Raw genomic sequence first — 26,126 nt, forward strand, 5'->3', positions numbered from 1 at the left:
ACTGTTCGGAGTCGGTCGAACGTAGTACTGTCTGGCTCACGCCGTTGTGGGGGCGGCGTTTGGACGACTGTCCGTGACGGGGAGTGGGTTGGTCGCGGGCGTCGCTGTTCACCTGTGGGGGGTGACTGTGCGTGACTGAGTTTGTCATGTCCGAGGGGTTGGCCGAACCGGCTGATCTCCGGCCGACGGTCTCGGGGGAGCGTCGTCGGCCGGTCTGGGTAGTTCCGGACGAGGTACAGGCGACCGTGCCGCGATCGGCACGTTTCACCGAGGCACGCTGGGTGGCCAAGTACCGGCGAGCCGCGCTCGCCGGGGACCTGTCCGCGGCGCTGATCGGGGTATCGCTGGCGCTGCTCGGCCGGTTCGGGGCCCAGATCAATCTCGGCTATCTGGTGATCGGGGCGGTGATCCCGGTTGCCTGGCTGGTCTGCGTGGCCCTGGCCCGTGGATACGAGAGCCGGTACTTCGGGACCGGACCGGAGGAGTTCCGATCCATCATCCGGGCCGCGGTGGCGTTGACCGCCGCGGTCGCCATCACGTCGTACGCGACCAAGAGCGAGGTTGCTCGTGGTTTCGTCCTGCTCGCGGTGCCGATGACGTGTCTGGCGGCCATGATCGGCCGCTGGATCCTGCACCGGCAGATCTCCTGGCGCCGGTTCGCCGGCCGGTGCATGCGCCGGGTCCTGGTGGTCGGCCGCAACGACCAGGTGACCACGCTGCACCGGCACCTGGAGGAACGGCCCGCCGACGGGTACGTCGTCGTGGCCAGCTGTCTGCCACGCGGTGACGTGTTCGAGGAGCCGGTCTCCGACCTGCTCGGCCGGACCGAGATGAACATCCTGGCGGCGGTCGACCAGTACGACGTCGACGTCGTCGCGGTCGCCTCGGACCCGGAGCTGGCCGGGCACTCACTGCGCAAGCTGTCGTGGGCGCTCGAACAGCGGGGAGTCGACCTGATCGTCTCCCCGGGCATCGTCGAGGTGGCCGGTCCGCGGATCTCGATCCGCCCGGTCGCCGGGCTGTCGCTGCTGCACCTGGAGCGGCCGTCGGTCAGCGGTGGTCCGCACCTGATGAAGGCGGTCTTCGACCGGTTCGTCGGGGTGCTGATGCTGCTGGCGGTGTCACCGTTGCTGCTGGTCGCGGCCACGCTGGTGAAGCTGACCAGCAAGGGCCCGGTGCTGTTCAAGCAGGTCCGGGTCGGTCGTGGCGGGGAGCAGTTCCCGATGTTCAAGTTCCGCACGATGGTCGTCGACGCGGAGGAGCGCAAGGCCGAGCTGGTCGCCCTGAACGAGGGCAACGGGGTGCTGTTCAAACTCCGCGACGACCCCCGGGTGACCCGGGTCGGCAAGTACCTGCGCCGCTTCTCGATCGACGAGCTGCCGCAGCTGGTGAACGTTCTCCGGGGGGAGATGTCACTGGTCGGCCCGCGGCCGCCGTTGCAGGCCGAGGTCGCGCAGTACGCGATCGACGACTCGCGCCGGATGCTGGTCAAGCCCGGGCTCACCGGGCTGTGGCAAGTGAGCGGACGCAGCGATCTGACCTGGGAAGAGTCCATGCGGCTCGACCTGCGGTATGCCGACAACTGGTCGATCGCGCTCGATCTGCTGATTCTCTGGAAGACCGCCCGCGCCGTACTGGGGAGTGACGGCGCCTACTGACCTGTCTTCACGACAACACATTGCGGTGCATTCCCGAGGGGGGAATTCATGGTGCAGCACCTCAGTGCCGAAAGTGGTACTGATTCAATTGTTCGATCCGAGGCCGCGACCCTGGTGATCCAGGCCGCGTCCGGGGACCAGGGCTCCTGGAGCCGGCTGGTCGACCACTATGCGCGGCTCGTCTGGGCCGTCACCCGCAGTTTCCGGCTCAGTGACAGCGATGCCGCGGATGTTTCTCAGATGGTGTGGCTGCGGTTGCTCGAGCACATCCACCGCGTCGACCCCGAGCGGGTCGGCGCCTGGCTGGTCGTCACCACGCGCCGCGAATGCCTGCGGGTGCTGGCGTTCCGCAAGCGCGTGCTGCTGACCTACGAGTCGACGGCGTTCGAGGAGCAGCCGGGCGACCAGCCCGAGCTGGACGCGGACCTGATCGCGCTCGAGCGGGCCGCCGATGTCCGGGAAGCGCTGGAGACTCTGCCGGATCGCTGGCAGCAGCTGCTCGGCATGTTGATGGCCGACCCGCCGGCGCCGTACGCGGAGATCTCGCAGAAGATCGGGATCCCGATCGGCAGCATCGGCCCCATCCGGGGTCGTTGCCTCGACAAACTCAGATTGCTGCTTGCCTCCTGAAGCAGCAGTACTGAGTCAGCCCAGCGCCCGATCGGCCGCCAGGATCAGAGCATGATCCAGGCGGTGCGGACCGGGCGCTGAGTGCTGTTCGGCCAGTGCAGCAGGAAGCTCACCAGCCGGGTCTCGCCCGGACCGTCGGCACCGCGCGACTCGACCTGGACCGGTCCGGCCGGCGTCACCCGCAGCTCGATCGTCAGCTCCGTCCGGCCCTGGACGTCGACGTCCAGGCTGATGCCGTGCCCGGCGAACCGCAGCTGCCGGCAGGCATCGTTGCCCGGTGCGTCGACCAGGCTGTCGAAGATCACGTCCAGGACGTCGAGGTCGCGCTCGTGCCGCCCGAACGCGGCATAGCCGACAGAGCGCAGCATCGCGATCTGCGTGCCGGCACGCTCGGGGGGCGGGAGGGCCATCGGGTGTCAGCGCTCCCCGGAGACCTTGATCACGGAGTCCTCGTCCTGACCGTACGGCGCGCCCTGCCAGGCGGCCCAGTTCACCGAGTTGCCCTGCTCGTGGACGATGAAGTTCCACGGGCCGCTGTAGGTGTTGCCGTAGAACTTGTTGGCCTGCTTGAAGGTGATCGCGTCCTCGATCGTCCGGGCCTGGTACGGCGACCAGTCGGGGAAGGTGCCCCAGTTCGAGAAGATCCCGTTGTACCCGCAGCCGGTGTTCGACGCGCACTTGTCGCCGAGCTTGTCCGGGTTGAGGGTGAAGGTGTTGTCGTGCACCCGCACGTTCTGGGTCTTCCAGCGGCAGTCGCCCAGGTAGGGCTGCTTGGCGATGTTCTGCGCGTTGCAGGTCTTGATCGTGACGACCTTCGGGTTCACCAGCGTGCCGGAGCCGGTGCTGGTGTTGGCGGGTGAGCCCGCGAACCGGTCGGCGTTCTCCCAGAGGATGACCCCGGACCAGTTGTCGGTGAAGACGTTGTCGGTGACCTCGAAGGTCTGCCCGTACAGCCCGGCGACCCGCTTGTCGGCGCCGGACTCGGAGATGTACAGCGCCGGCGCCGGGAAGCCTTCGTTGGCCGGTCCCTTGCCCAGTCCGTTGCGGATGAAGCTGTTCCGCCGGATCAGCGCGTTGTAGCTGGTCTCGTAGATCAGGCCCTCGGCGTAGTTGCCCGAGATGTAGTTGTCCTCGATCGTGAACGCCGAGTTGTTCGTGTCGGCCCACAGACCCGCGCCGTGGTTGTCGTGCACCCAGTTGCCGCGGACCGCCGCGCCGGCCACCGACCAGAACTTCCCGCCGCCGGTGCAGCCGCAGCCCGGCCGCAGGTTCTCCCAGTCGTCGGTGTTGTTCCCGGTGATCTCGTTGCGCTCGACGGTGATGCCGGTGACACGCTCGGGGTTGTAGGCGTTGAAGCCGTACTGCCCGTTGTCGCGCAGGCAGTTGGTGCGGACGATGTTGCCGCTGCCGAGCATCAGGCCGGCGCCGGCGTTGTTCTGCACGGTGTTGGCCTCGATGGTCCAGCCACTGGCCGAGTCGTGGTTGACGACACCCTCGTCGTTGTTGCCCTTCGCGGTGCCGAAGTTCTGGATGGTCAGGTGGCTGATGGTGACGTTCGGCGCGTAGCCGGTGAACGCGTACTTGTTGCTCTTGGCCCCGTCCAGGATCGCGCCCGGCGCGCCGATGTAGCGGTTGCCTTCCTTCGGCGTCACCTGGACGAACTCCCCGGTGCCGAGCAGGTGCCGTCCCGGTGCCAGCCAGAACGTCGTACCGGCTGGGCGTTGCGAGGTCACGTCGGCCAGGCTCTGGGCCGTGGTCACGGTCACCGCGCCGCGTGGCGGGGTGGCTGGTCCGCTCAGCAGCTGCAGGTTCCCGCAGGTCGCGGTCGGGGGAGTGGCCGGGGCGGTCAGCGACTTGGCCGGTGAGGTACTCGGGCCTTCGGCGCCGGCACCCGGCCGGATGACGTCCCCGCTGGTCAACAGCGCGGCCGCCGACACGAGCGCGACCAGCGCGACCGCGCCGCCGGCGACGACGACGCGTCGGGAGGCCCTGATCGGTGCGGAGGGTGCGCGCTGGTTCATGTTCTTCCTTCGGGGGCCTGGCGGGCTGCTGTTGGGCTAGCTGGGTACCGGGTTCGCCATCGCGAAGCGGTACACGTCGAGCAGTTGCTCGAGATTGCGTTCGGGATCGTGGGTGGTCTCGTACGTCGTCCGGGCGTTGCGGCCGAGGTCGACGTATTTGTCGGGGCAGGCGTCCACATCGAGCAGGAGCTTGGCCAGCTCGTCCGGACGACCCGGATCGAACAACGCTCCGTCGACACCCTCGGTTACGAGTTCGCGGAAGGAACCGTGCGCCGACGCCAGCAGCGGGACGCCGACAGCCATCGCCTCGACCACCACCAGACCGAACGTCTCCTCCCATTCCGACGGCAGCACGACCGCGCGGGACTCGCCGATCAGCTGGAAGATCTCGGGCTTGCCGAGCATCCCCTTCAGGTGGACCGACGGCCGCTCGGCCGCCCACGCGGTCACCTCGTCGAGCATCGGGCCGCCACCCGCGATCGCCAGCTGCAACGCGTCGTCCCCGGCGATCGCGCGGTACGCGTCCCAGCCCTTCATCAGCAGCGGTGCACCCTTGGCCGCGTCCAGTCGGCCGACGTACGTGACCTGGCGCCGTGGTTCCTTCGCCGGCGGGCCGTCGTACGGGACGTAGTTGTAGCGGACGAAGCTGCGGTCGGCGTCGAAGTCCATCCCGGCCAGCAACGTGCGCTGCGACTCGGAGATGAACAGGTACGCCGAGACCAGGTTGCGCCAGGTCCGTCGATGCGACCGCGTGTTGAGGACGGTCGTCGCCGTGGCCAGCTTGGAACCGCGGTAGCAGCTGTTGCGGACCGCGGGCAGCGGATTGCCGCCGGCGCAGTCGTGGCAGACCGAACCCTCGCGGTAGAAGTCACCACTCGCGCACAGCAACTTGTAGTTGTGCAACGTGATCACCACCGGCACGCCGGCGGCGCGGCAGGCGTAGAGCACCGACGGACTGAGCACCGGGAACGTGTTGTGCACATGCACCACGTCCGGCTGGAACTCGCGGAGCTCGACCGCCAGGTCGCGCTTGCTCGTCGGGTTCCAGATCACGCGCGCGGGCAGGGTGGCCTTCTTCCAGGCCGGCCATTCCTCGATCTCGTCGCTCTGCCGTTCGAACAGCCGGACGTCGTGGCCGAGCCCCGCGAGGGCCTCGCGCTCCTGGTCGACGACCCGGTTCTCACCACTCGGCGCGGTCGACCGGTACCTGTTGTGGACCAGCAGGATCTTCATCAGGCGCCGCCTTCCCTGGAAGGTCTCGGATACACGAGCGATGCCGCCAGCGTCAGCTCCAGCAGGTACGGCGACGCCTCGCTCAGGCCGGTCTCGGTGAACGATGCGACCACGCAGTACACGACGATGAACAGTGCGAGCGCCCGACGCGGACCCTGCGGGGTGAACCAGGCGCCTACCAGCACGAACAGCACCATCGCGATGTTGAACGCGGCGCCGAGCAGGCCGACGTCGAAGTACGTGCCGAACCAGTTGCTGTCGATCGGCAGCCCGGTGAACGACTTGTTGGACAGGCCGAAGCCGAAGAAGGTCTCGAAGGTGGATCGCGGCTGCGCGAGGATCGCGTCCCAGACCGCACGGCGTCCGGTCAGCGCGCTGACCTCGTCGGCGTCCTGACCGCGCGCCAGCCAGGTCGTGACCACGGAGCTCAGCGTCAAGGCACCGACCGCGAACACCCCGATGCCGATCGCGAAGGCCCGGCGTACCCGGCTCCTGGCGGTGAACAGGCTCACCCCGGCGATGATCGCGCCGGCGACCAAGGCTAGCAGCGCGGTGCGGGTGTGGGTCAGCAGCAGCACCGGTACGGCGACGATCACGCTGGCGAGGGCGATCTCCTTGCGCAGCAGACCGGCCATCCACAGTACGGCGGTCAGTCCGGTCGCCATCGCGGCATAGTGGCCGGCCTGGGTCGGCGGGATCGGCCAGATGACTCCGGCCAGTCGCTCGTCGGCCATCGCCGTACCGGGGGAGATGACCAGGCCGAGGACGACCGAGCCGATGATTGCCCACAGCACCATCAGGTGCGTGCGGACCAGCAGCAGGTCACGGCGGGTCCACCAGGGCGACAGCAGCCAGAGCACCAGCACGAACAGGGACAACCGGCCCGAGCGGTACAAAGCACCGAGCAGGAACTCCGCGCGCATGCTGGAGACGATCGCCTCGGTCACCAGCAACGACGCCAGGAAGATGTAGACGCTCGGCCGGACCCGGATCGGCCGGTTCACCGTCAGCACCAGCATCGCCGCGACCAGCAGCGAACCCTGCGCGATCAGCTTGCCGAGGGCTCCCGGGATCGGAAGCAGCAGTCGTGAGTCCGGGAAGAACGTGAGCACGTTGAGCACCAGGAGGGCCCAGACGAGCTGCACTCGGCGCCGCCGCCGCTTCTCCGGCGGTACCGGGCGAAACCCCGGCCTCGGCAGCCGCGACCCCAACGCGGCCAAGGCAGTCATCGTGAGAACATCTCCAGGTCGACAGCCGTCGGCGCAGCCTCCGCCTCGGCGACGCCGATGCCTTCGTCGGTCTTGTCCGCGTGCAGCACGATCGCCGAGTCGATCTCGAGACCGGCCAGCCGCAGCATGTCGCCGGTGGCGCGGATCTTGGTCGAGCTCGAGCGGCCCGAGGTCACCACGACGGCGGCCCGGGCGGACCAGCTGCCCAGGTGATCGGCTCCGAGCGCAGGCGAGAGCGTGGTTAGGCTGAGGACCAGATCGGCGGCCTCCCAGGCAGCGTCGAGCTGGACATCACCGGAACCAGCCGGCCGGTTGTTGTCGCCGACGCGGAGGTAGCAACCCTCCGGCGGCAGCGAGTCCTTGCCCGGCACGTGCACGGAGATCCGGGTGAACGTCGACTCGTGCGTGCCGAAGTCGGTGACGCCGAGCTTCGCCGCCAGCGTGCGCTTGCCGGTCAGGTCGGCGACCAGGACGGTCTTGCCTTCCTCGGCCAGGGCGACCGCCAGCGACGCGACGGCCAGCGAGCATGCCGGTACGTCGTCGACGCTGACCACGACGAGTGCCGGAGTCGGGCTCTTGGTCCACAGGATCCGCTTGCCGAGATGCTGTGCCAGCAACCGGACCTTCGGGTTCTTCGACTGGCCGCTGCGCAGCAACCGCGAGAACGGCAGCCAGCGCCGCGGCGGACGGCCGGTGCTGAGCCGGACCCGGGAGCCGAGGGCGTTGGCGATGTCCTGCCGCTTCCACAGCCGGTCCGAGATCAGCGCGCGGACGATCACGAATCCGAGCCCGATGAACAGTCCGGCGAACAGTCCCGTACCGGCCTTGAGCGCGAGCATGCGCTTGTCGGAGCTCGGCACCGGGGCCGGTGCGTCGAGCAGCCGGCTGCTGTTCATCTTGGAGGCGGACGTCGACGAGTCGAGCAGTTGCTGCTGGACGAACTTGACCTTGTCCTGCGCGGCGTTGAGCCGGGTCACCTGCGGGCTGTCCGGGGTCTTCGGCTCGGCCGGGTCGTCGCCGGCCGCGACCACGGCCTGCTCGGCCAGTGTCACCTCGGCCTGGGCGGTGGTCAGGTCGCGCTTCAGCGGCACGTCCTGCAGCGCGATCTGCTCGCGGCGGAACTTCAGGTAGGTCTGCGCGATCGTCGTAGCGAGCATGGTCGCGTCGGCGTCGGTCTTCGCGGTGGCCTGGATCTCCAGCACCCGGCTGGTGATCGGCGTCGCGGTGTAGCGGGCGATCAGATCGTCCGGCGCGTCGGGCAGCTTCAGCGCGGTGATCACCCGGTTCGCCACGGTGCGCGTGGTGGCCAGGCTGACCTCGGTCGCCATCGCCTTCGACGGATCGTCGCCTTCGCGGGTGGTGATCAGCAGTCGTGCGGCCGCCGCGTGCGGCGTCGGCAGCACGAAGTACGTCGTCAGCCCGACCGAGAAGCCGACCAGGGCGAGGATCAGCCACAGCCGCAGGTGCCGCACGATCGCGTCGCGCAGGAAGCGGAAGGTGACCAGGCTGTCCGGCGGGTAGCCGGTGGTCCGCTCGTTGTCGAACAGACCGTCCTGGTCGTCCCAGGTGCTGCCGCTGGTGGAGCCGGTCGGCTCGGAGAACTGCTGGTTTGTCATCGCGTCCGCCTTGCCGTGCCGGTGAGAAGCGTCGGGAGCCTGGAACCGGAGCGTCGCTGCGACTGCGAGACCCGTCCGATGGTCCGGTCGAACGGATCGGGATCGGTGACCACGATGCCGTCGATGGTGCGGTCGTCCGCGGTGGTCGCGACGGCCAGCCGGGCCAGCTCTTCGGCCGTCACGGTGCCCGCGGACAGCGCGATGATCGTGCGGGTGGTCCGCTCGGCGCCGTCCAGTTGCGGGTCTTCGCGGTCGACCAGGCTCAGATAGATGTCCAGCGCGAACGACCCGCGCGGCTCCTCGTGCCGCTGGTCGATGACCAGCGTGCTGGAGATGCCGAACGTCGAGGCGAACGCCGCCAGCTGCGGACCCAGCGACCGGGCCTTGTCGTCGTCGGCGAAGGTGATCACGGTCAGCGAGACCGGCGGACCGCCCTTCGCGTCCAGCTCGAGGTGGTGCAGCGTCTTGCGCAGACTCCACGCGTCGACCGCGGTCGGGTGGTAGTTCTGCAGCAGCTCCGCCCAGTCGGACGGATCCTGCGCCGGGTACGACGAGACCGAGGCCAGCACGGGGAGCGCCACCGCGTCGGCGATCTCGTCGCGCATCCGCAGCCGGCGGTCGCCACGGGCCCTGGCCAGCACGATGATCGCGCCGGCGATGGCGCCGAGCAGCGCGCCCAGACCGCCGTAGATGCCGGCGTGGATGACCTTGTTGCCGCCGTGCGCCTCGGCCGCGCCTTCGAGCAGCCGGGCGCCGGTGCGCTTGCCGAGGTCTCCCGGGAGCTGCTTGTCGGTGGTGACGAAGACGAGGTAGACCTGCGCGACCGAGTTGGCGAGCTTGACGGCCTGCTTGGCCGACGTGCCCTTGGCCTCGATCCGGATCACGTCCTCGGTGACCGCCGCCGCCTTCACCCGGGCCCGCACAACCTCCGTGGACAGCGCGGGCTGCAGGTTCTGGCCGGCGCTGTGCAGGACAGGTCCGCTACCGGCGATGTAGACCTGGGTGTCGATGCTCTGCGTGCCGACCGTCGAGCCCGAGACCGCCGGAGGCGGCGGCAGCACGACCAGCGCGGCCGCCGTGTACATCGGCGGTCGAACGAACGAGTAGGCCACGCCAAGCAGAAGCCCGACCGCGGCCACAACGATGACCAGCACACGCTGGCGTCGAATGGCCTGCCAGGACTTCTTGACGTCAAGCTGCTGTGCGCTCACGGGCCCCCTCCAAGCGAACGTCTTACTGTGGTTCGCAGTAATAGAGGCGCTAGGGCGTGACCTGATACACCGTCAGCGGAAACGGAAGGTGCTGACCGCCGGCGTGTCCGGGCCGATCCGCCCAGCGCCGATCAGTGTGGTGATCGGGACCTTACGGCCGAATCGCGGTGAGTACCAACCCAGTAGCGGATCGTCACTTCCCCGGTGCGCCGTCCACGTCAACCCCACCGGAAGCTCAGCGACCGCCGTACCGTCGGACCAGGTCAGGTGAGCGGTCGCGCCGTTCAGCTCAGCCGCCATGTCCGGGCCGAGATGCCACGCGATCCGTACGTCGGCCGCCGTGTCGAGGTGGTCCTCGACGCGCAGCGTGCCGTCATCCAGTACGGCGTTGCGCCGGTGCGTGACCGGGGTGTCGCCGACTCGGTAGCCGTCGTGCTCGGCATCCCAGGTGGCCGTGGAAGCGTCGTACTGGCGGACCTGTCCGATCGCGCCACGCAGCCAGAGGAACGCACCGCCCCAGATGGACTGCTCGGCTCCGTTCACCTCGACCGTGTTGTGGCCGATCGTGGAGCGGAAGTAGTTCCGCCACTCCTCTTCGCCGTGGTAGCAATACGTGCCCGGGTCGGCGAGGACGTCGACGCCACCGACGCGGACCTCGAGGGAGAGCGCGTCGCAGTGTGCGTGTGCGGCGATCGAGAGGAAGCCGTGCGGACCGGCGTCGCCACGGGCCCAGATCTCCGGACCATCATCATGGCTGCGGAGGATCGTCAGACCGGCGTCGTTGAAGTGGCCGGGGCGTTCGGCTGGGCGGTCGCCCTGAACGCCCCGCACCAGCGCGCCGACCAGTGTGGACGTCGTGGTCGCGGGGACCGCCGGCCACCAGTCCGCCGGGCCGACCGCGGCTGCGGCGAGGGCAACATAGGCGGACCAGCTGTGGATGTCGGGCTGGTCGAGCACGAGGACCATGCCCTCGTCGTCATCGCCCTGCCGGGGTGGACGCAGCGTGCTGTCCACGATCGCCGCGGACACATCGGCGGTCCGGGTCAGCAGGGCCCACGTCGACGGGCTCAACGGATGTCCGGCCAGGTCTGCCTCCAGAGCGGCGTACAGGCCGAGCTCGGAGACGAAGCGGTGGTAGTCGGTGGCGAGCTCGCGGTTGACGCCGGAGGGGAAGGTGTTCGCGTCGAGCTCGCGCTCCAGCAGAGCGGCCGCGTCGGTGCGCCATTTCGCGCTCTCGCGGAACCAGGGGAACGCGCTGGCGCCGACGAGCTGGCCGGCTGCTTCCGCGATCACGTGGTTGTTCGCTGAGGAGCCGCGGCTCTGGAAGGCGGCCAGGTAGCGCTGATGCCAGTAGAGCTGGTTCAGCGCGAGTTCGTTGTGCTCGAACAGGTCGGTGATGTCCGGCCAGTCGTTGAGCAGCCGGCGGATCCAGGTCCAGCTGATCAGCCGGATGCCGATCTCGATCCCGCTGGCCCAGTGCACGCCGGACAGGAACGGGTTCGTCCGCCACCAGTCGTTGAGCTGCTCCGCGATGCGGTCGGCGTACCGGTCGTCGTGGGTCAGGTACCAGGCGGCGGCCAGCTGGGTCAGGTGGTGATGCCGCGACAGCTCCCAGACCTGCTTGATGTTGCCGACCAGGTCCTCGTTGCGGTGGTTCAGCTTGAACGTGTACTGCGCCGGGTCGGAGCGGCGGCCGGTGATCGGGTCGCGGAACCAGTCCGGGGTGACGAGGTCGGTGCGGTCGGTGCCGAGCACCTCGAGGTTGCCGGCCATGATCGCGTCGGCGGTCTCGATGACCGCCTTGCGCGCATCCTCCGGTACGGCGCGGACCGCGTGCGGCGGGAGCGTCGTACCGAAGGTCAGGTCCTTGCGCAGGCTCTGGGGCGCGGCGAGGTCCTGCCCGGGCTTGATCTGCTGATACGCCCAGGCAGTACGTCGTGCGTGGTCGGTGCTGCGCCAGATCAGTTCGGTGGGGGACATCCGGCGGAGCCGCCGGACGTACCACCCAAGGGGCTGACGGCTCATACCTTTTCCGCGGAGCCTGATGCCAGGCTGCGGTCTACGGCGATGGTGGCGCGGGTTGTGGCGATGATCGAGTCGAAGCTGATCGGCATCTTGGTGCCGTTCTTGACGGCTTGCACGAAGGCTTCGAGCTCGGCGCGCTGACCCTTGTCGGTGCCGCGGGCCTTCTTCGTGGCCGGCTTGCGGCCGGTCCAGACCGAGGCGCTGGCGAAGTTGTCGAGGCGCCCGTTGCGGCCGCCGCCGGTGATGTCGATCGTCTCCTTCGGGAACCGCGCGTTGCCGCCGGCAACGTAGTTGATGCTGCCGACCGAGCCGTTGGCGAACTTGATCGTGACGATCACATCGCCCGCGTCCGGACCTGGTACGGCGTACACATCCGTCGGAAGGCTGTCGAGCCACCAGCTCAGGGTGTCGATGAAGTGCCCGCCCTCACCAGCGAACCGGCTGCCTTCCTTGCCTTGGTCCAGGTACCAGCTGGACGGATCCAGCTTGCCGGCGTTCACCAGGTACCGCAGCGACTGTGCTCCCTGCTGCCCGAACCTCGTTCTGAGGTCGGTCAGGAGCGGCGCGAACCGGCGGTTGAACCCGACCATCAGCCGATCGTTGCCGGTGGCCTCCACGGTGGCGACGATCCGGTCGACCTCTTCGTTGGTGAGCGCCAGCGGCTTCTCGACGAAGACAGCCTTGCCGGTCTCGAGCGCCTTGCAGGTGAGGTCGGCGTGGCTGCTGTGCCGGGTCACCACGAAGATCGCGTCGAGGCTGTCGTCGTGCAGTACTTCGTCGGCGTCGGTCGAGATCTGCTCGAAGCCGAACTTCTTCTGCGCGTTCGCCGCGGAGAGCGACTTGTTGGTCGCCACCCTGGCGAGGGTTGCGTCGCCGTTGTTCTGCAGGTGCGGCAGCAGCATGCTCGAGGCGTAGTTACCAGCACCGATGAACCCGAGCCGAGCGGCACCTGGCGTAGCGGCGGACTGGCTCGGTACGTGCGGCGCGACCTGCTTCAACTCTTCGGTGGGTACGTCGGGGTATTCGAAGAGGAAGCCGACGCCGGGGAGGGAGCCGCTGCTGAGTTTGGCGTAGGCGTCGGTGGCTTCGGCGATGGGGAAGGTACCGGCGATCAGGGACTGGATGTCGATCTGTTCGCGGGCGATCAGGTCGACGAAGCACTCGAGGTTGCGGCGTTCGGTCCAGCGGACGTAGCCGGCGGGGTAGTCGATGCCCTGGAGCTCGTAGCGGTCGTCGTAGCGGCCGGGGCCGTAGGAGCGGGAGAAGCGGACGTCCAGCTCTTTGTCGTAGTAGGCGTTCCAGGGCAGGTCGAGCCTGGTTTTGCCGATGTCCACGACGCGGGCACGGTCGCGGGCCAGGCGGGCCGCGGTTTCGACAGGACCGTTGGAGCTGCCGCCCGCGGCGAGCAGGATGTGGTCGGCGCCGAGACCATTGGATGCCTCTAGCAACGAACGCTCGAGCGAAGCGACGCCGGCCTCGTCGGGGGAGGAGCACGCGAGGGCGCCCGCCTTCTCGGCCATCCGGCAGCGGTCCTCGACGGTGTCGATGCCGAAGACGCGGACACCGGCGGCGACCAGCAGCCGCACGCAGAGCTGACCGACCAGGCCGAGCCCGATCACGACCGCGGTCTCCCCGAGCTGGACCTCTGCCTGCCGCACACCTTGCATGGCGATCGCGCCAACCGTGGAGAACGCCGCCTGCTCAGCGGGTACGCCGTCCGGCACCGGTACGCACAGATTCACCGGCACCCAGTTGTACTCCGCGTGCAGAGCGAACTCGTTGCCCGCGGCAGCGACCAGCTGCCCGACACTGAACTCCTCAGCACCCGCACCGACCTCGACCACCACACCGCACAGCGAGTAGCCCAGCGGCGTGTAGGAGTCGAGCTTGTTCATGACCTTCTGGTAGGTGCTCCGCAAACCCTGCTGGGCCACGGTATCGAGCACCTTCTTCACCTGGTCCGGCCGCGCCTTCGCCTTGCCGACGAGGGAGAGCTTCGCCTCGCCGACCTTCATCAGCTCGGTCCCGGTCGAGATCAGCGAATACAGCGACCGCACCAGCACCCCACCGGGCTGGCAGCCGGGCGGCGGCACGTCGAGCACCGCCAGCTCACCGGACTTGTAGTTCTGGGCGACCTGCTTCATATGCTTTGCGTCCTTTAAGAGGTGATGGTCACGCCGAGCGAACGCATGTTGCGCGTCCAGGTCTCCAGCGTCAGCAACTGCCAGATCTGCTTCGAATAGTCCTCGCGCCCGGCCCGCTCGTCGTCGACCAGACGCTGTACGGCGGCCTGCTGCAGGAAGCCGCTCCCGACGAGCTCGCCCCGGATCAGCGTGTCGTCGACCAGCTCGCGCAGGTCGTTCCGGATCCAGGCCCGCAGCGGAGCGCTGAACGACGCCTTCGGGCGGTAGATGATCTCCTTGGGCAACCAGGCCTCGGCCGCCTTCTTCAGCGCCAGCTTGCTGACCCGGCGGTGAATCTTCTGGCTGCCGGGGATCGAGAACGCGGCCCGCGCGACGATCGGATCCACGAACGGCGTCCGCACCTCGGTCGAGGCCGCCATACTCGCGCGGTCCGTGTAGGTGAGGTTCAGACCCGGCAGGAACATCCGCGAGTCGGCCAGGCACATCCGGTTCACGTGGTCGTCGAGCGTGGTGTCGTGGTAGATGTCGCTGTGCTCGCCGAGCAGCTTGCCGACGTACGGCTCCAGGTCCGGGCTCAACAGTCCGGTCAGCTGGTCCCCGTCGTACATGGTGTAGCTGCGCCGGAACGCCTCTTCCTCGGGCAGATTCGCGAACGTCTCGAACCGCTTGGCCCACCGCGCGTACCGCAGTCCGCGGCCGCGCACGGTGACCGGCAGCCGCCGTACCGTCGGGCCGATCAGGCCGTTCCGCAGTACGCCGGGAAGCGACTGGTACTGCGCTCCCATCACACAGGCGAGGTGCTTGCGATAGCCGCCGAACAGCTCGTCGGCGCCCATGCCGGACAGCAACACCTTGACCCCGGCGTCGCGGGCCGTGTCACACATCAGCAGCGTGTTGATCGCGGCCGGGTCGCCGATCGGCTCGTCGAGGATGTCGACGATCCGCGGCAGCAGGTCGACCACGTCCGGCGCGATCTCGATCTCGTGCAGGTCGATCCCGAACTGCTTCGCCACCTTGCGTGCGTAGATCGCGTCGTCGGGCATCGCTTCGAGCTTCTGGTCCTCGGTCCGGAAGGTGATCGTGTACGAGTCGACGGACGAATCCATCTGCTTCGCGAGCACCGTCACCAGGCTGGAGTCCAGCCCGCCACTGAGGAACGTCGACACCGGTACGTCGGCGACCATGTGCGCGGCCACCGACTCCTCGATCACCTGACGCAGGTCGGCCGGCGGGCCGGCCGCGGCCTCGGTCGCGACGTCGGTCACCCGCCAGTACGTGTCATGCCGGCTGCTGCCATCCGGACGGAACTCGGCCCACGACCCCGCGGGGAGCTTCTCGACCCCGTCGATCGAGCAACGCTGCTCCGGCAGCCAGTAGTAGAGCATCGAGGAGATCAGCGCACCGGGCTCGGTCCGCAGCTCCGGTCCAAAGGCTGTGACCAGAGCCTTCAGCTCGGATGCGAAGACCACACCGCCTTCGCGGCGCAGGAAGAACAGCGGCTTGATGCCGAGCGGGTCGCGGGCCAGGAACAGGCTGCCGCTCTCCTCGTCGAGCATCGCGAACGCGAACATGCCCCGGAAACGGGTGAGCGCGTCCGGGCCCCAGCGACGCCACGCCTCCAGCACCACCTCGGTGTCCGAGTTGGTCCGGAACGAGACGCCGGACTTGGCCAGCTCGGATCGAAGTTCCTTGTAGTTGTAGAGCTCACCGTTGTAGCAGAGCGTCAGTCCGCGCTTGCTGAACGGCTGATCCGCGCTCGACGACAGGTCGATGATGGAGAGCCGTCGATGCGCCAGTACGGCGGAGACGTCGTCCTCCTGGAACCGGTACACCGCGGCGGCGTCCGGACCGCGGTGGGCGATCCGGTCGCTCATGGCCTCGGTCAGCGCCAGTCCGTCGCGCTGCTGGTAGCAGCCGGCGATCCCGCACACGTCAGGACCCCGTGGCCCGGACGACGCTGATCGGCGTCACGTGACCGGTCAGCTGCCCGAACACTCCGAGGTACGCCTTCTGCTGGTGCTTCCAGGCGAGCACCTGCTCGACCCGCTCGCGACCGAACCGGCCCATCCGGCGCCGGGCGACCTCGTCGTCGAGCAGGTCCACGATCGCCTGCCCGTACTTCGCGACGTCGTTCGGCTCGACGTAGACGGCGGCCTCGGCGGCCGACACCCTGGTCTCGATCAGGTCGAAGGCGACGACCGGCAGCTCGAACGCCATGTACTCCATCGTCTTGTTCATCGTGGAGACGTCGTTCAGCGGGTTCTTCGGGTCGGGGGAGAGGCCGAGGTCGGCGGTCGACATGACCGCGCGGACGGTCTCGTCCGGCACCCGGCCGGTGAACTCGATGTGCTTCTGCAGCCCGAGCTCGTCGCGCAGCGCGACCACCTCGTCGTACGAGTCGCCGCCGCCCATCAGCGTGAACTTGATGTCGGTGCGGCCGAGCTGGTTGACGATGTGGTCGGCCGCGCGGACGACGATGTCGACGCCGTCCTGCGGGCCCATCACGCCGATGTAGGTGACCAGGTAGCGGTGACCGTCGCGGAGCGAGTCGTCGGCCTGGACGCGCTGCAGCTTCTCCGGGTCGGGCCCGGTGCGGACGACCGTGACGTCGTGGTTCGCCTTGCCGCTGCGGGTGATCGCGATCCGCCGGTACGAGTCGTTGGTCGAGGTCACGTGGTCGGCGGTCCGGTGCGTCATCCGCTCGAGGAACCGCAGACCCTTGTACGGCAGCGACGTCGTACCGCCGAAGCGGGACTGGAACAGCTCGGGGCACAGGTCGTGGTGGTCGAAGACGAACTTCGTCCGGTCCAGCTTGCGCAGCAGGATCGCGATCGGCCAGAAGATGTCCGGCGGGTTGCAGGCCTGCATGACCTGGAAGCGGCCGGCCTTGCGGGCGCGCAGCACCAGCATCAGCGTCATCAGGAACGAGTACGCGTACTCGAGGATGAAGCCGGCCTTGCTGCCACCGGGCGCGTAGGCCTTGTACTGGTGCACGGCCACACCGTCGATCACCTGGTACGCCGGGTCACCCGGACCCTTCGGGCAGACCACGGTCACGTCGTACCCGGCGCCCTTGAGCGCCTTGCACTCCTCCCAGACCCGGCGGTCGAACGGGACCCACAGGTTCTGGATGATGATCAGAACGCGGGTAGCGCTCACCAGCCGACTCCTTCGTATCCGGGCAACGCCTCGACGGCGTCGCCGAGGCGGCCGCTGAGGTCGATGGTTCTGGCCGGCGGGGCCGCCAGCAGGGCCTCGATCGCGGCGGTGTCCGTGGCGCTGACCAGCGCGACGTCGGCGCCCTTCAGTGCCTGGGCCGGGTCGTCGGTGAGCACCCGCTGCAGGTGCGGCAGCTTGGACTCGACGTGCCGCAGGTTCGCGCCGACCAGGCGGCTCGGGTTCACGATCGCGTCGTAGATGCGCAGGTTGTAGCCCTTGCCGATCAGCCGCTCGGCGAGCTCGACGTTCGGGCTCTCGCGCAGGTCGTCGGTGGAGACCTTGAAGCTCAGACCGAGCAGCGCGACCTCGCGGCCGGGACCGGCGATGACCCGGTCGACCACGTCGCTGACCGAGCGCTCGTTGGTGGCCAGCGTGCCGGCCAGCAGCGGCAGCTCGGTGTCGTTCATCCGGGCCAGGTGCAGCACCGACCGCAGGTCCTTCGGCAGGCACGAGCCGCCGAACGCGAACCCGGGCTTCAGGTAGTACGGCGAGATGTTCAGGCTGGTGTCCTGGACGAACAACCGCATCACCTCACGGGTGTCGACGCGATAGTTGCGGAAGATCCGGCCCATCTCGTTCGCGAACGAGACCTTGGTCGCGTGGAACGCGTTGCAGGCGTACTTGAGCGCCTCCGCGGTCCGTACGTCGACCACCTGGACGTCCTGTCCGAGGAACCCGAAGAGCTCGGTCAGCTGACCGCCGACCTTCGGGAACTCGGTGCCGACCACCACGAAGGGCGGTTCGTAGAAGTCGGCCAGCCCGGACCCTTCCCGCAGGAACTCCGGGCACATCGCCGTACCGAAAGTCAGCCCGGCCGGCGGCGGCACATCGGCCAGCACCTGCGCGACCACCTCGTCCACAGTCCCCGGCGGCACGGTCGACCGGATCACGATGCTGTGGAACCCGGACTCCGGCGGTACGACGACATGCGCGGCCTCCGCGATGTCACGAACCGCCCGCTTGATGTACGTGAGATCCGTACTACCAGCAGGTGTCGACGGCGTTCCCACACAGATCAGCGAGACGTCAGCCCGATCCAGCGCGAGCCGGGGATCGGTGGTGGCATGCAGCCGCCCCCCGGTCACCCCGTCCGCGACCAGCTCGTCCAAGCCGGGCTCGACCACCGGACTGTGGCCCTCAGTGATCGGACCGACCTTCGCGGTGTCGACATCGACACCCCAAACATCATGCCCGGCCGCGGCCAGACAAGCCGCAGTCACCGACCCCACATACCCAAGACCGAATACGGCAACCTTCATAACGCCCCCCACAGGCTCAGAACACGGCAGCGCCCAAAAGAGCACCCACCCCCCACCCCTGATACATCCGGAGCGAAAATTTCAGGACTTGCGGAGGAGGTAGTAGGCGTAGCGGTGGTCGAGGTTGTTCTGGGGGACCAGGTGGACGGCTTCGGGGGTCAGGCCCAAGGCGGTCATCTGGGTCCAGAACTCGTCGATGGGGAACGTGGTCATGCTGGCCAGGGTGGCGCTGCGGTAGCGGTGGTGGCGGGGGGCGGTGCGCCAGTCGGTGGTTTGGTACTTGACCTGGACGAAGGCCAGGCCACCGGTGCTGAGGACCTGGTGGGCGATCCGCATCAGGCGCCGGGCGTACTCGGGGCTGGGGACCAGTTCGAGGACGTAGACGCAGAGGAAGAGATCGACTTCGCCGATCTGGCTGACTGCGCTCTCGGGGGTGGTGAGGTCGATCTCGACGCCGGAGAAGGCAGCCGCGCCGACGGCGTCGACCTGGCGGCGGCATTCGATCAGGGCTTCCTTGTTCACATCGACGCCGATGAACTCTCGGCAGTGCGGTGCGAAGGCGACCGCGTTGGCGCCGCCGCCGCAGCCCCATTCGACGACCCGGTCGAGGCTCAGCTCCGGGGCGGCGACCCGGGCGAGCCGGGAGAACAGGGCCCAGTGGTCGGTGCCGACACCGGCCCAGTCGACTTCTTCGAAGACGTCCGCGTCGCGGAAGTGTGAATGGGCGCGCCAGCCGTGCTCGCCGGTCTGGTTCCAGAAGGTGCGCGCATCGTGTGCGAGCCGTTCCTCCGAGTGGCCGAGTCCCAGCTGGACAGTGGCCCGGTCGACGGCCTCGCGAAGCAGGCCTCTGGCTGATCCGATGACGCTCATGGTGCCTCCTAGGTGCGCCGGCCCCGCCCGGGCCGACGACACCGAAGAGAGCTGCGTCACAAGCGTGTTGATACGTACATCGTCATTGGATGTATCAGGACGGCCCGACGCTGATCTGTAGAGGCGACAGGGGAGTGTCGGGGTGAGGGAGCGTACGGATGAGAGTGCTGGTCACCGGCGATCGGGGTTATATCGGGGCCGTCATGGTGCCGTTCCTCCGGGCTGCGGGACATGTGGTGGACGGTCTGGACACCGGGCTGTACGAAGGCTGTGACCTGCTGGGCGGCCCGGAGCCGATCGGCGATCGCAAGCCGCGGGACATGCGGGACGTCACCGCGAAGGAGCTCGAGGGGTACGACGCGGTGGTCTGTCTGGCCGCACTGTCGAACGACCCGCTGGGCAACCTCGACAAGGAGGCGACCTACTCGGTCAACCTGCGCGGCACGCTGAACGTCGCCCAGGCCGCCAAGGACGCGGGGGTCGGGCGGTTCCTGTTCGCCTCGTCCTGCAGCCTGTACGGCGCGGCCGGGTCCGAGGCGGTCGGCGAGGACGCCGAGATGTTCCCGGTGACGGCGTACGGCGAGACCAAGGCGCTGGCCGAGCAGGAGCTGTCGAAGCTGGCCGACGACAACTTCAGCCCGACGTACCTGCGCAACGCCACCGCGTACGGCGCCTCGACGCGCCTGCGGCTGGACATCGTGGTGAACAACCTGACCGCGATCGCCTTGACCACCGGCCAGGTCCGATTGGAGAGCGACGGCACCCCGTGGCGGCCGCTCGTCCACATCGAGGACATCAGCCGCGCGTTCGGCGAGGTGCTCGAGTCGCCGCGGGACCTGATCCACGACGAGGCGTTCAACGTCGGCCGGTCCGAGGACGTCGTCCAGGTCCGCGACATCGCCGAGATGGTGCGTGAGGTCGTGCCGGGCTCGACCCTGTCGATCGCCGACGGCGCCGGACCGGACCTGCGCAACTACAAGGTCGACTTCAGCAAGCTGAACGACACCTTCCCGGGCCTGAAGCTCGAGTGGACGGTGCGCAAGGGCGTCGAGGAGATGTACGCCGCCTACCAGCAGCACGGCCTGACGTACGACGACTTCACGTCGGCCCAGTTCGTCCGCCTGCGCCGGATCGAGCAGCTGCTCGGCGCCGGCCTGGTCGACAGCCAGCTGGTGCGCCGGACCGGCGAGCAGTTCCCTGGCCCGAAGGCCGACCTCTTCTTCAAGGAGGCCAACTGATATGGCTGCCACTGTTTCGTGCCGCCTGTGCGGCGAGGACCTGAACCGCACGTTCGTCGACCTCGGCATGTCGCCGCCGTGCGAGAGCTTCCTGAGCGCCGACCAGATCGACGCCGGGGAGACCTTCTACCCGCTGAACGTGCGGATCTGCGACAACTGCCTGCTCGTCCAGCTTCCGGCGTACGTGGCGGCTGACGACGTCTTCTCCGACTACCTGTACTTCTCGTCGTACTCGACCAGCTGGGTGGAGCACGCCCGCCGGTTCGTCGTCGACATGCAGGAGCGGCTCGACCTCGGCGCGGAGAGCCTGATCGTGGAGGCCGCCAGCAACGACGGCTACCTGCTGCAGCATGCCGTTGCCCTCGGCATCCCGGTGCTCGGCATCGAGCCGGCCGGCAACATCGCCGAGATCGCGAACGAGAAGGGCATCCGGACCGAGAGCTACTTCCTCGGCGAGGCGACCGGCACCGACGCGGCCGCCCGGCACGGCAAGGCCGACCTGGTCGCCGGGAACAACGTGTTCGCGCACGTCCCGGACATCATCGACTTCGCCAAGGGCCTGCGCGCGCTGGTGAAGGACGACGGCCTGGTGTCGCTGGAGTTCCCGCACCTGCTCCGCCTGATCGAGCGTCGCCAGTACGACACGATCTACCACGAGCACTACTCCTACCTCTCGCTCAAGACCGCCTCGCTCGCGCTGGAGAAGGCCGGCCTGAAGGTCGTCGACGTCCAGGAGCTGGCCAGCCACGGTGGCTCGATCCGCGTCTTCAGCACGCCGATCGACGGTGCGCCAAAGGACGGGCCAGGTGAGCCGACCGAGCTCGTCGGCAAGGTCCTGCAGGACGAGGCCGACGCCGGTCTGCACACGGTCGAGGGCCACGCCGGCTTCGCGAACGAGGTCTTCACGATCAAGGCCGAGCTGGTCGAGTTCCTGATCCAGGCGCAGCGCGACGGCAAGACCGTCGCCGGGTACGGCGCGCCCGGCAAGGGCAACACGCTGCTCAACCACTGCGGTATCCGGGAGGACCTGCTGCCGTACACGGTGGATCGCAGCCCGCACAAGCACGGACTGTTCCTGCCGGGCACGCACATCCCGATCTTCGCGCCGGAGCACCTGGCCGAGACGCGGCCCGACTACATCCTGATCCTGCCGTGGAATCTGCGCGACGAGATCGTCCACCAGCTCGGCTATGCACGGGAGTGGGGCGCGAAGTTCGTCGTACCCATCCCGCGCCTCGAAGTGATCTAAGAAAAGTAGTGGGGGAAGGGAACACAGATGAAGGTCGTGATCTTCTGCGGGGGCTTCGGGCTGCGGATGCGCAGCGGCGTGGATTCCGCACCGAAACCGATGATGACGATCGGCGACCGGCCGGTCCTGTGGCACGTGATGCGGTACTACGCGCACTTCGGCCACACCGAGTTCATCCTCTGCCTGGGCTTCGGCGGCTCGGCGGTCAAGGAGTACTTCCTGCGCTACGAGGAGACGGTCTCCAACGACTTCGTGATGACGAAGGGCGGGCAGCGGATCGAGCTGCTCGACTCCGACATCAGCGAATGGAAGATCACCTTCGTCGACACCGGGATCGACACCAGCATCGGTGAGCGGCTGCGCCGGGTCCGGCCGTACCTGGAGGACGACGACGTCTTCCTGGCCAACTACGGCGACGTGCTGACCGACGCGCCGATGGACAAGATCGTCGACCACGTGATCGCGAGCGACGTGACGGCGAGCCTGCTCGCGGTGCCGCCGCAGGCGTCCTTCCACGTGGTCGAGTTCGGCACCGACTCGCGCGTCACCGGGCTGCGGTCGGCGGCCGATCTGAACGTCTGGATCAACGGCGGCTACTTCGTGATCAAGAAGGAGATCTTCGACGTCCTGAACGAGGGCGAGGATCTGGTCGGCGACGCGTTCCCGCGGCTGTCCGCGGTCGGCAAGCTCGAGGCGATCCCGCACCACGGGTTCTGGGCGCCGATGGACACCCTCAAGGAGCGCAGCCAGCTCGAGGACCTCTACCGCTCGGGCAAGAAGCCATGGGCGCTGTGGTCGCACGAGAACCGTGAGCAGCAGCACCGCGTCTTCAACGGTCACGACCCGGTCGTGGTGGCGCTCTGATGCTTCCGTTCCAGCTCGGCCTGATCGACGGGCCGGTCCACATCGTTGCCCTCGGCGCGCATCCGGACGACATCGAGATCGGCTGCGGCGGCACGCTGCTGAAGCTGGCCGAGTCCGTGCCGGAGCTGACGGCCGAGTTCGTGATCGCGACCGGTACGCCGTTGCGGCTCGAGGAGGCCCGCCGGGGTGCGGAGCTGTTCCTGCCCGAGTGCGAGGTGACCGTCACGTCGGCCGAGCTGCCGGACGGCCGGCTGCCCGCGCACTGGAACGAGACCAAGGAGTTGCTCGAGGCAACGGCTCGCGGCGATCGCCGGCCGGACCTCGTGCTGGCGCCGAGCAAGCACGACGCGCACCAGGACCACCGGCTGATCGCCGAGCTCGCGCCGACGGTCTGGCGCGACCACCTGGTCCTGCACTACGAGATCCCGAAGTGGGACGGCGACCTCGGCCGCCCTTGGCTGTACGTCGACCTGACCGAGGAGCAGATGCGCGAGAAGGTCGCGTTGCTGCACAAGGCGTACCCGTCCCAGGTCCCGCACGACTGGTTCGACGAAGAGACGTTCACCGGACTCGCCCGGCTCCGCGGGATGGAGTGCCGGGCCCGGTACGCCGAGGCCTTCACGACCGGCAAGGCGATGCTGACATGGTGACTGGGGGAGATGCAGTGAGCTTCACGTGCCGCGGTTGTGCGGGCGAGGACGTCGTACTGGTGGTCGATGTCGGTGACCAGCCGACGGCCGACTACTTCCCGACGGCCGACACCCCCGGACCCGACCCGCGCTGGCCGTTGTCGTTGTGGCTGTGTCGCGACTGCACGCTGGTCCAGCTCGGCCCGGTCGACGCGCAGATCGCCGAGGAGCCGCTGGCGGTCGAGTCGGCGACGAGCCTCGCGCACGCCGAGTCGTCGGTGAAGGAGATCCTGCGCGACTACCCGCAGCTTGCCGGTGCTGTGGTGTTCGAGTTCGGCAGCCCGCACGGCGGCTCCTGGCTGGACCACCTGTACGCCGCCGGCTCGCGCCTGGCCGGTGACGGTGAGAAGGCCGATCTCGTGGTCGACGTACACGGCATCGTGCACTCGGAGCAGTTCGGCGAATCGTTCGAGCTGCGGGCCGAGCGGCTCGCGCCCGGTGGCCTGCTGGTCATGGAGTTCCACCACCTGCTGCCGCTGTTCGTCGGGAACCAGTTCGACACGATCCGGCACGGCCACTGGTCGTACCAGTCGCTGCGTGCGGTCGGAAACATCGCCAAGCTGAACGGTCTGACGATCGAATCGGTCAAGCAGGTGGACATGTACGGCGGCAGCCTGATGGTGATGCTGCGGCACACCGCCGACGCCAAGCCGGATGCCTCCGTCGACGTGGTCCTGGCCGACGAAGAGGCCGCCGGAATCGCGGACGAGATCCAGCTGGCCAGCCTGCAGGAGGCCGCGTCGCACGCGGCCGGCGCACTGCACGCGGAGCTGACCCGGCACAAGGCCGCCGGCCGCAAGGTCCTCGGGTACGGCGCTCCGTCGAAGGCACCGGTCTTGCTCGACCTGAGCAAGGTCGGCACCGACCTGCTCGAGTTCACCGTCGACAAGGCCCCGGGCAAGCACGGCCGCCGGATCCCCGGTGGCTGCATGGTCCCGATCCGGCCGGTCGAAGAGCTGAAGGCTGCCCGGCCGGACGTCGTACTGGTGCTGACCTGGGACATCGCCGAAGAGGTGATCGCGCAGCTCGAGGCCGACGGCGGCTGGGGTGCGACGTACCTGGTCCCGCTTCCCGAGCCCCACGAGCTGAGGCGATGAGCATGCAGGTAGAACAAGTCGCCGGCATCGCCGGTGCGTTGATCTTCCGGCCGACGCCGCATGTCGACGAGCGTGGGTTCTTCTCGCGCACGTTCGACCGCGACGTGGTGAAGCAGGCCGGCCTTGACCCTGACGCGTTCGTCCAGGACAGCATTTCCCGGTCGCGCCGCGGCGTCGTACGGGGCATGCACATCCGTGCGGGCGCTGGTGAGGCCAAGCTCGTCAGGTGCTCGTACGGAGCGGTGCTGGACGTGGTCGTGGACCTGCGCCCCGACTCACCGACGTATCGGCAGCGTGAGACGTTCGACCTGACCGGCGAGAACCAGGTGACCGTCTACGTGCCGGCCGGGTGCGCGCACGGGTTCCAGGCGCTCACCGAGCCGGCCGATGTGTCGTACCGGATCGACCGGGCGCACGACCCGTCCGAGGACGTCTCGATCCGTTGGGACGACCCGGCACTCGACATCCCTTGGCCGCTGCCGGTCACGCTCATGTCCGAGCGCGACCTGGCCGCACCGTCCCTGACCGAGGCCCTTGCGAGGTTGATGTGACCAAGTTGTTCGATCAGTCGATCGCCGCCAACGCGCGCCTGCACGAACTGATCCCCGGTGGCGCGCATACCTACGCCAAGGGCGAGGACCAGTACCCCGAGAACATGGCGCCGGTGATCGAGCGCGGCCTCGGCGCCCACGTGTGGGATGTCGACGGCAACGAATACATCGAGTACGGCTCCGGCCTGCGCGCCGTCAGCCTCGGCCACCAGCACCCGAAGGTCGTCGAGGCGGTCAAGCGTGAGCTGGACCGGGGCAGCAACTTCGTCCGCCCGAGCATCGTCGAGCTCGAGGCGGCCGAACGCTTCCTGACCGCGGTGCCGACCGCGGACATGGTGAAGTTCACCAAGAACGGCTCCGACGCGACCACGGCCGCGATCAAGCTGTCGCGCGCGATCACCGGCCGCGCGCGGGTCGCGATCTGTGCGGACCACGCGTTCTTCTCCACCGACGACTGGTTCATCACCCGGACCCCGATGGCGGCCGGAATCCCGGACGCGATCGGCGATCTGACGGTGGGCTTCCCGTACGGCGACCTGGCCGCGACCGAGGAGATGTTCGTCCGGTACCCCGGCGAGATCGCGTGTCTGGTTCTGGAGCCGGCGACCCAGCAGGATCCGCCGCCCGGATACCTCGAAGGACTGCGGGACCTGGCACACCGGTTCGGCGCACTGCTGATCTTCGACGAGATGATCACCGGGTTCCGGTTCGCCGACGGCGGCGCCCAGGGCCTGTACGGCGTGACGCCGGACCTCTCGACGTTCGGCAAGGCGCTCGCCAACGGGTTCGCGGTGTCGGCGCTCGCGGGCAGACGCGAGTACATGGAACGCGGCGGACTGCGGGACAGCAACGAGCGCGTGTTCCTGCTCTCGACCACGCACGGCGCCGAGACCCACTCGCTCGCCGCGGCGATCGCCGTACTCGACGTCTATGCGGCCGAAGGAATCTCGGCGCGGCTGCACGAGCTCGGTGACAAGCTCGCGGCCGGCGTCCGCGAGATCACCGCGGCGGCCGGTGTCGGCGAGCACGTCATCGTGCGCGGCCGGGCCAGCAACCTGGTCTTCGCGACCCTCGACGAGAACTTCCTGCCGTCGCAGCTCTACCGGACGCTGTTCCTGCGCGAGCTGATCCTCGGTGGCGTGATCGGTCCGTCGTTCGTGGTGAGCAGCGCGCTCACCGACGCCGACATCGAGCGGACCCTCGAGGTGGTCGCGCAGGCCTGCACCGTCTACCACAAGGCGCTCGACGCGCAGGACGTCTCGGCGTTCCTGCCCGGCCGTCCGGTCCAGCCCGTCTTCCGTAAGTTCGCTTGAGAGGGGACCC

The 26,126-nt window shown here is 68.4% G+C and carries 21 protein-coding genes; 9 read left to right on the top strand and 12 right to left on the bottom strand.

Features of this window, described 5'->3' with window-relative positions; translation table 11 throughout:
- Positions 1-131 precede the first annotated feature (131 nt).
- On the top strand, positions 132-1,658 hold the full coding sequence (locus OG474_RS33885; RefSeq protein WP_405057685.1) for a sugar transferase: 1,527 nt from the start codon (positions 132-134) through the stop codon (positions 1,656-1,658).
- Positions 1,659-1,706: 48 nt separating this feature from the next.
- On the top strand, positions 1,707-2,288 hold the full coding sequence (locus OG474_RS33890) for an RNA polymerase sigma factor (protein WP_405057686.1): 582 nt from the start codon (positions 1,707-1,709) through the stop codon (positions 2,286-2,288).
- Between the two features lie 44 nt (positions 2,289-2,332).
- Here the strand turns inward: OG474_RS33890 and OG474_RS33895 are convergent, their stop codons facing one another.
- The 12 genes from OG474_RS33895 to OG474_RS33950 form a co-directional block, all read right to left on the bottom strand.
- A complete protein-coding gene (locus tag OG474_RS33895; protein WP_405057687.1) occupies positions 2,333-2,698 on the bottom strand; it encodes a hypothetical protein in 366 nt (121 codons plus the stop codon).
- A 6-nt stretch (positions 2,699-2,704) separates the two neighbouring features.
- Entirely contained in the window at positions 2,705-4,309 is a 1,605-nt protein-coding gene (locus tag OG474_RS33900; protein ID WP_405057688.1) for a right-handed parallel beta-helix repeat-containing protein, read from the bottom strand.
- A gap of 36 nt (positions 4,310-4,345) precedes the next feature.
- The gene (locus tag OG474_RS33905; RefSeq protein ID WP_405057689.1) at positions 4,346-5,542 is read right to left on the bottom strand and encodes a glycosyltransferase; all 1,197 of its coding nucleotides are present in this window, start codon (positions 5,540-5,542) and stop codon (positions 4,346-4,348) included.
- Complete coding sequence (locus OG474_RS33910; protein ID WP_405057690.1) at positions 5,542-6,771, bottom strand: O-antigen ligase family protein; 1,230 nt, start codon at positions 6,769-6,771, stop codon at positions 5,542-5,544. The genes OG474_RS33905 and OG474_RS33910 overlap by 1 nt, the downstream gene beginning before the upstream one ends.
- Positions 6,768-8,387: a hypothetical protein gene (locus OG474_RS33915; protein WP_405057691.1), complete on the bottom strand. Its 1,620-nt coding sequence runs from the start codon at positions 8,385-8,387 to the stop codon at positions 6,768-6,770. Before OG474_RS33915 ends, OG474_RS33910 begins: the two co-directional genes overlap by 4 nt.
- Positions 8,384-9,598: a YveK family protein gene (locus OG474_RS33920; RefSeq protein ID WP_405057692.1), complete on the bottom strand. Its 1,215-nt coding sequence runs from the start codon at positions 9,596-9,598 to the stop codon at positions 8,384-8,386. The genes OG474_RS33915 and OG474_RS33920 overlap by 4 nt, the downstream gene beginning before the upstream one ends.
- Positions 9,599-9,670: 72 nt before the next feature.
- On the bottom strand, positions 9,671-11,623 hold the full coding sequence (locus OG474_RS33925; protein ID WP_405057693.1) for an alginate lyase family protein: 1,953 nt from the start codon (positions 11,621-11,623) through the stop codon (positions 9,671-9,673).
- Positions 11,620-13,767, bottom strand: a complete 2,148-nt coding sequence (locus OG474_RS33930; RefSeq protein ID WP_405057694.1) for a bi-domain-containing oxidoreductase — start codon at positions 13,765-13,767, stop codon at positions 11,620-11,622. Before OG474_RS33930 ends, OG474_RS33925 begins: the two co-directional genes overlap by 4 nt.
- Positions 13,768-13,781: 14 nt before the next feature.
- Entirely contained in the window at positions 13,782-15,698 is a 1,917-nt protein-coding gene (gene asnB / locus OG474_RS33935) for an asparagine synthase (glutamine-hydrolyzing) (protein WP_405057695.1), read from the bottom strand.
- A gap of 1 nt (position 15,699) precedes the next feature.
- On the bottom strand, positions 15,700-16,926 hold the full coding sequence (locus OG474_RS33940) for a glycosyltransferase family 4 protein (protein ID WP_405057696.1): 1,227 nt from the start codon (positions 16,924-16,926) through the stop codon (positions 15,700-15,702).
- Entirely contained in the window at positions 16,923-18,245 is a 1,323-nt protein-coding gene (locus tag OG474_RS33945) for a UDP-glucose dehydrogenase family protein (RefSeq protein ID WP_405057697.1), read from the bottom strand. Before OG474_RS33945 ends, OG474_RS33940 begins: the two co-directional genes overlap by 4 nt.
- 81 nt (positions 18,246-18,326) lie before the next feature.
- The gene (locus OG474_RS33950) at positions 18,327-19,115 is read right to left on the bottom strand and encodes a class I SAM-dependent methyltransferase (protein WP_405057698.1); all 789 of its coding nucleotides are present in this window, start codon (positions 19,113-19,115) and stop codon (positions 18,327-18,329) included.
- A gap of 158 nt (positions 19,116-19,273) precedes the next feature.
- On the opposite strand from OG474_RS33950, the gene OG474_RS33955 reads away from it, so the two are divergent.
- Genes OG474_RS33955 through OG474_RS33985 form a run of 7 tightly spaced genes read left to right on the top strand, consistent with a single transcriptional unit; the run spans position 19,274 to position 26,116 of the window.
- A complete protein-coding gene (locus tag OG474_RS33955) occupies positions 19,274-20,353 on the top strand; it encodes an NAD-dependent epimerase/dehydratase family protein (protein WP_405057699.1) in 1,080 nt (359 codons plus the stop codon).
- A 1-nt stretch (position 20,354) separates the two neighbouring features.
- A complete protein-coding gene (locus tag OG474_RS33960; protein WP_405057700.1) occupies positions 20,355-21,602 on the top strand; it encodes a class I SAM-dependent methyltransferase in 1,248 nt (415 codons plus the stop codon).
- 27 nt (positions 21,603-21,629) lie between these two features.
- The gene (locus tag OG474_RS33965; protein WP_405057701.1) at positions 21,630-22,466 is read left to right on the top strand and encodes a sugar phosphate nucleotidyltransferase; all 837 of its coding nucleotides are present in this window, start codon (positions 21,630-21,632) and stop codon (positions 22,464-22,466) included.
- The gene (locus tag OG474_RS33970; RefSeq protein ID WP_405057702.1) at positions 22,466-23,116 is read left to right on the top strand and encodes a PIG-L deacetylase family protein; all 651 of its coding nucleotides are present in this window, start codon (positions 22,466-22,468) and stop codon (positions 23,114-23,116) included. Before OG474_RS33965 ends, OG474_RS33970 begins: the two co-directional genes overlap by 1 nt.
- A gap of 14 nt (positions 23,117-23,130) precedes the next feature.
- A complete protein-coding gene (locus tag OG474_RS33975; RefSeq protein ID WP_405057703.1) occupies positions 23,131-24,252 on the top strand; it encodes a hypothetical protein in 1,122 nt (373 codons plus the stop codon).
- The gene (rfbC, locus tag OG474_RS33980; RefSeq protein ID WP_405057704.1) at positions 24,249-24,803 is read left to right on the top strand and encodes a dTDP-4-dehydrorhamnose 3,5-epimerase; all 555 of its coding nucleotides are present in this window, start codon (positions 24,249-24,251) and stop codon (positions 24,801-24,803) included. Before OG474_RS33975 ends, rfbC begins: the two co-directional genes overlap by 4 nt.
- Complete coding sequence (locus tag OG474_RS33985) at positions 24,800-26,116, top strand: glutamate-1-semialdehyde 2,1-aminomutase (RefSeq protein ID WP_405057705.1); 1,317 nt, start codon at positions 24,800-24,802, stop codon at positions 26,114-26,116. The genes rfbC and OG474_RS33985 overlap by 4 nt, the downstream gene beginning before the upstream one ends.
- Positions 26,117-26,126 lie beyond the last annotated feature (10 nt).

This window comes from Kribbella sp. NBC_01505, from assembly GCF_045040285.1.
In the GTDB taxonomy this organism is placed as follows: Bacteria; Actinomycetota; Actinomycetes; order Propionibacteriales; family Kribbellaceae; genus Kribbella.

Excerpts from the sequence above, each read along its gene's own strand:
- OG474_RS33890 (WP_405057686.1), top strand. The coding sequence starts at position 1,707 with ATGGTGCAGCACCTCAGTGCCGAAAGTGGTACTGATTCAATTGTTCGA.
- OG474_RS33895 (WP_405057687.1), bottom strand. The coding sequence starts at position 2,698 with ATGGCCCTCCCGCCCCCCGAGCGTGCCGGCACGCAGATCGCGATGCTG.
- OG474_RS33900 (WP_405057688.1), bottom strand. The coding sequence starts at position 4,309 with ATGAACCAGCGCGCACCCTCCGCACCGATCAGGGCCTCCCGACGCGTC.
- OG474_RS33905 (WP_405057689.1), bottom strand. The coding sequence starts at position 5,542 with ATGAAGATCCTGCTGGTCCACAACAGGTACCGGTCGACCGCGCCGAGT.
- OG474_RS33910 (WP_405057690.1), bottom strand. The coding sequence starts at position 6,771 with ATGACTGCCTTGGCCGCGTTGGGGTCGCGGCTGCCGAGGCCGGGGTTT.
- OG474_RS33915 (WP_405057691.1), bottom strand. The coding sequence starts at position 8,387 with ATGACAAACCAGCAGTTCTCCGAGCCGACCGGCTCCACCAGCGGCAGC.
- OG474_RS33925 (WP_405057693.1), bottom strand. The coding sequence starts at position 11,623 with ATGAGCCGTCAGCCCCTTGGGTGGTACGTCCGGCGGCTCCGCCGGATG.
- OG474_RS33930 (WP_405057694.1), bottom strand. The coding sequence starts at position 13,767 with ATGAAGCAGGTCGCCCAGAACTACAAGTCCGGTGAGCTGGCGGTGCTC.
- OG474_RS33945 (WP_405057697.1), bottom strand. The coding sequence starts at position 18,245 with ATGAAGGTTGCCGTATTCGGTCTTGGGTATGTGGGGTCGGTGACTGCG.
- OG474_RS33950 (WP_405057698.1), bottom strand. The coding sequence starts at position 19,115 with ATGAGCGTCATCGGATCAGCCAGAGGCCTGCTTCGCGAGGCCGTCGAC.
- OG474_RS33955 (WP_405057699.1), top strand. The coding sequence starts at position 19,274 with ATGAGAGTGCTGGTCACCGGCGATCGGGGTTATATCGGGGCCGTCATG.
- OG474_RS33960 (WP_405057700.1), top strand. The coding sequence starts at position 20,355 with ATGGCTGCCACTGTTTCGTGCCGCCTGTGCGGCGAGGACCTGAACCGC.
- OG474_RS33965 (WP_405057701.1), top strand. The coding sequence starts at position 21,630 with ATGAAGGTCGTGATCTTCTGCGGGGGCTTCGGGCTGCGGATGCGCAGC.
- OG474_RS33970 (WP_405057702.1), top strand. The coding sequence starts at position 22,466 with ATGCTTCCGTTCCAGCTCGGCCTGATCGACGGGCCGGTCCACATCGTT.
- rfbC (WP_405057704.1), top strand. The coding sequence starts at position 24,249 with ATGAGCATGCAGGTAGAACAAGTCGCCGGCATCGCCGGTGCGTTGATC.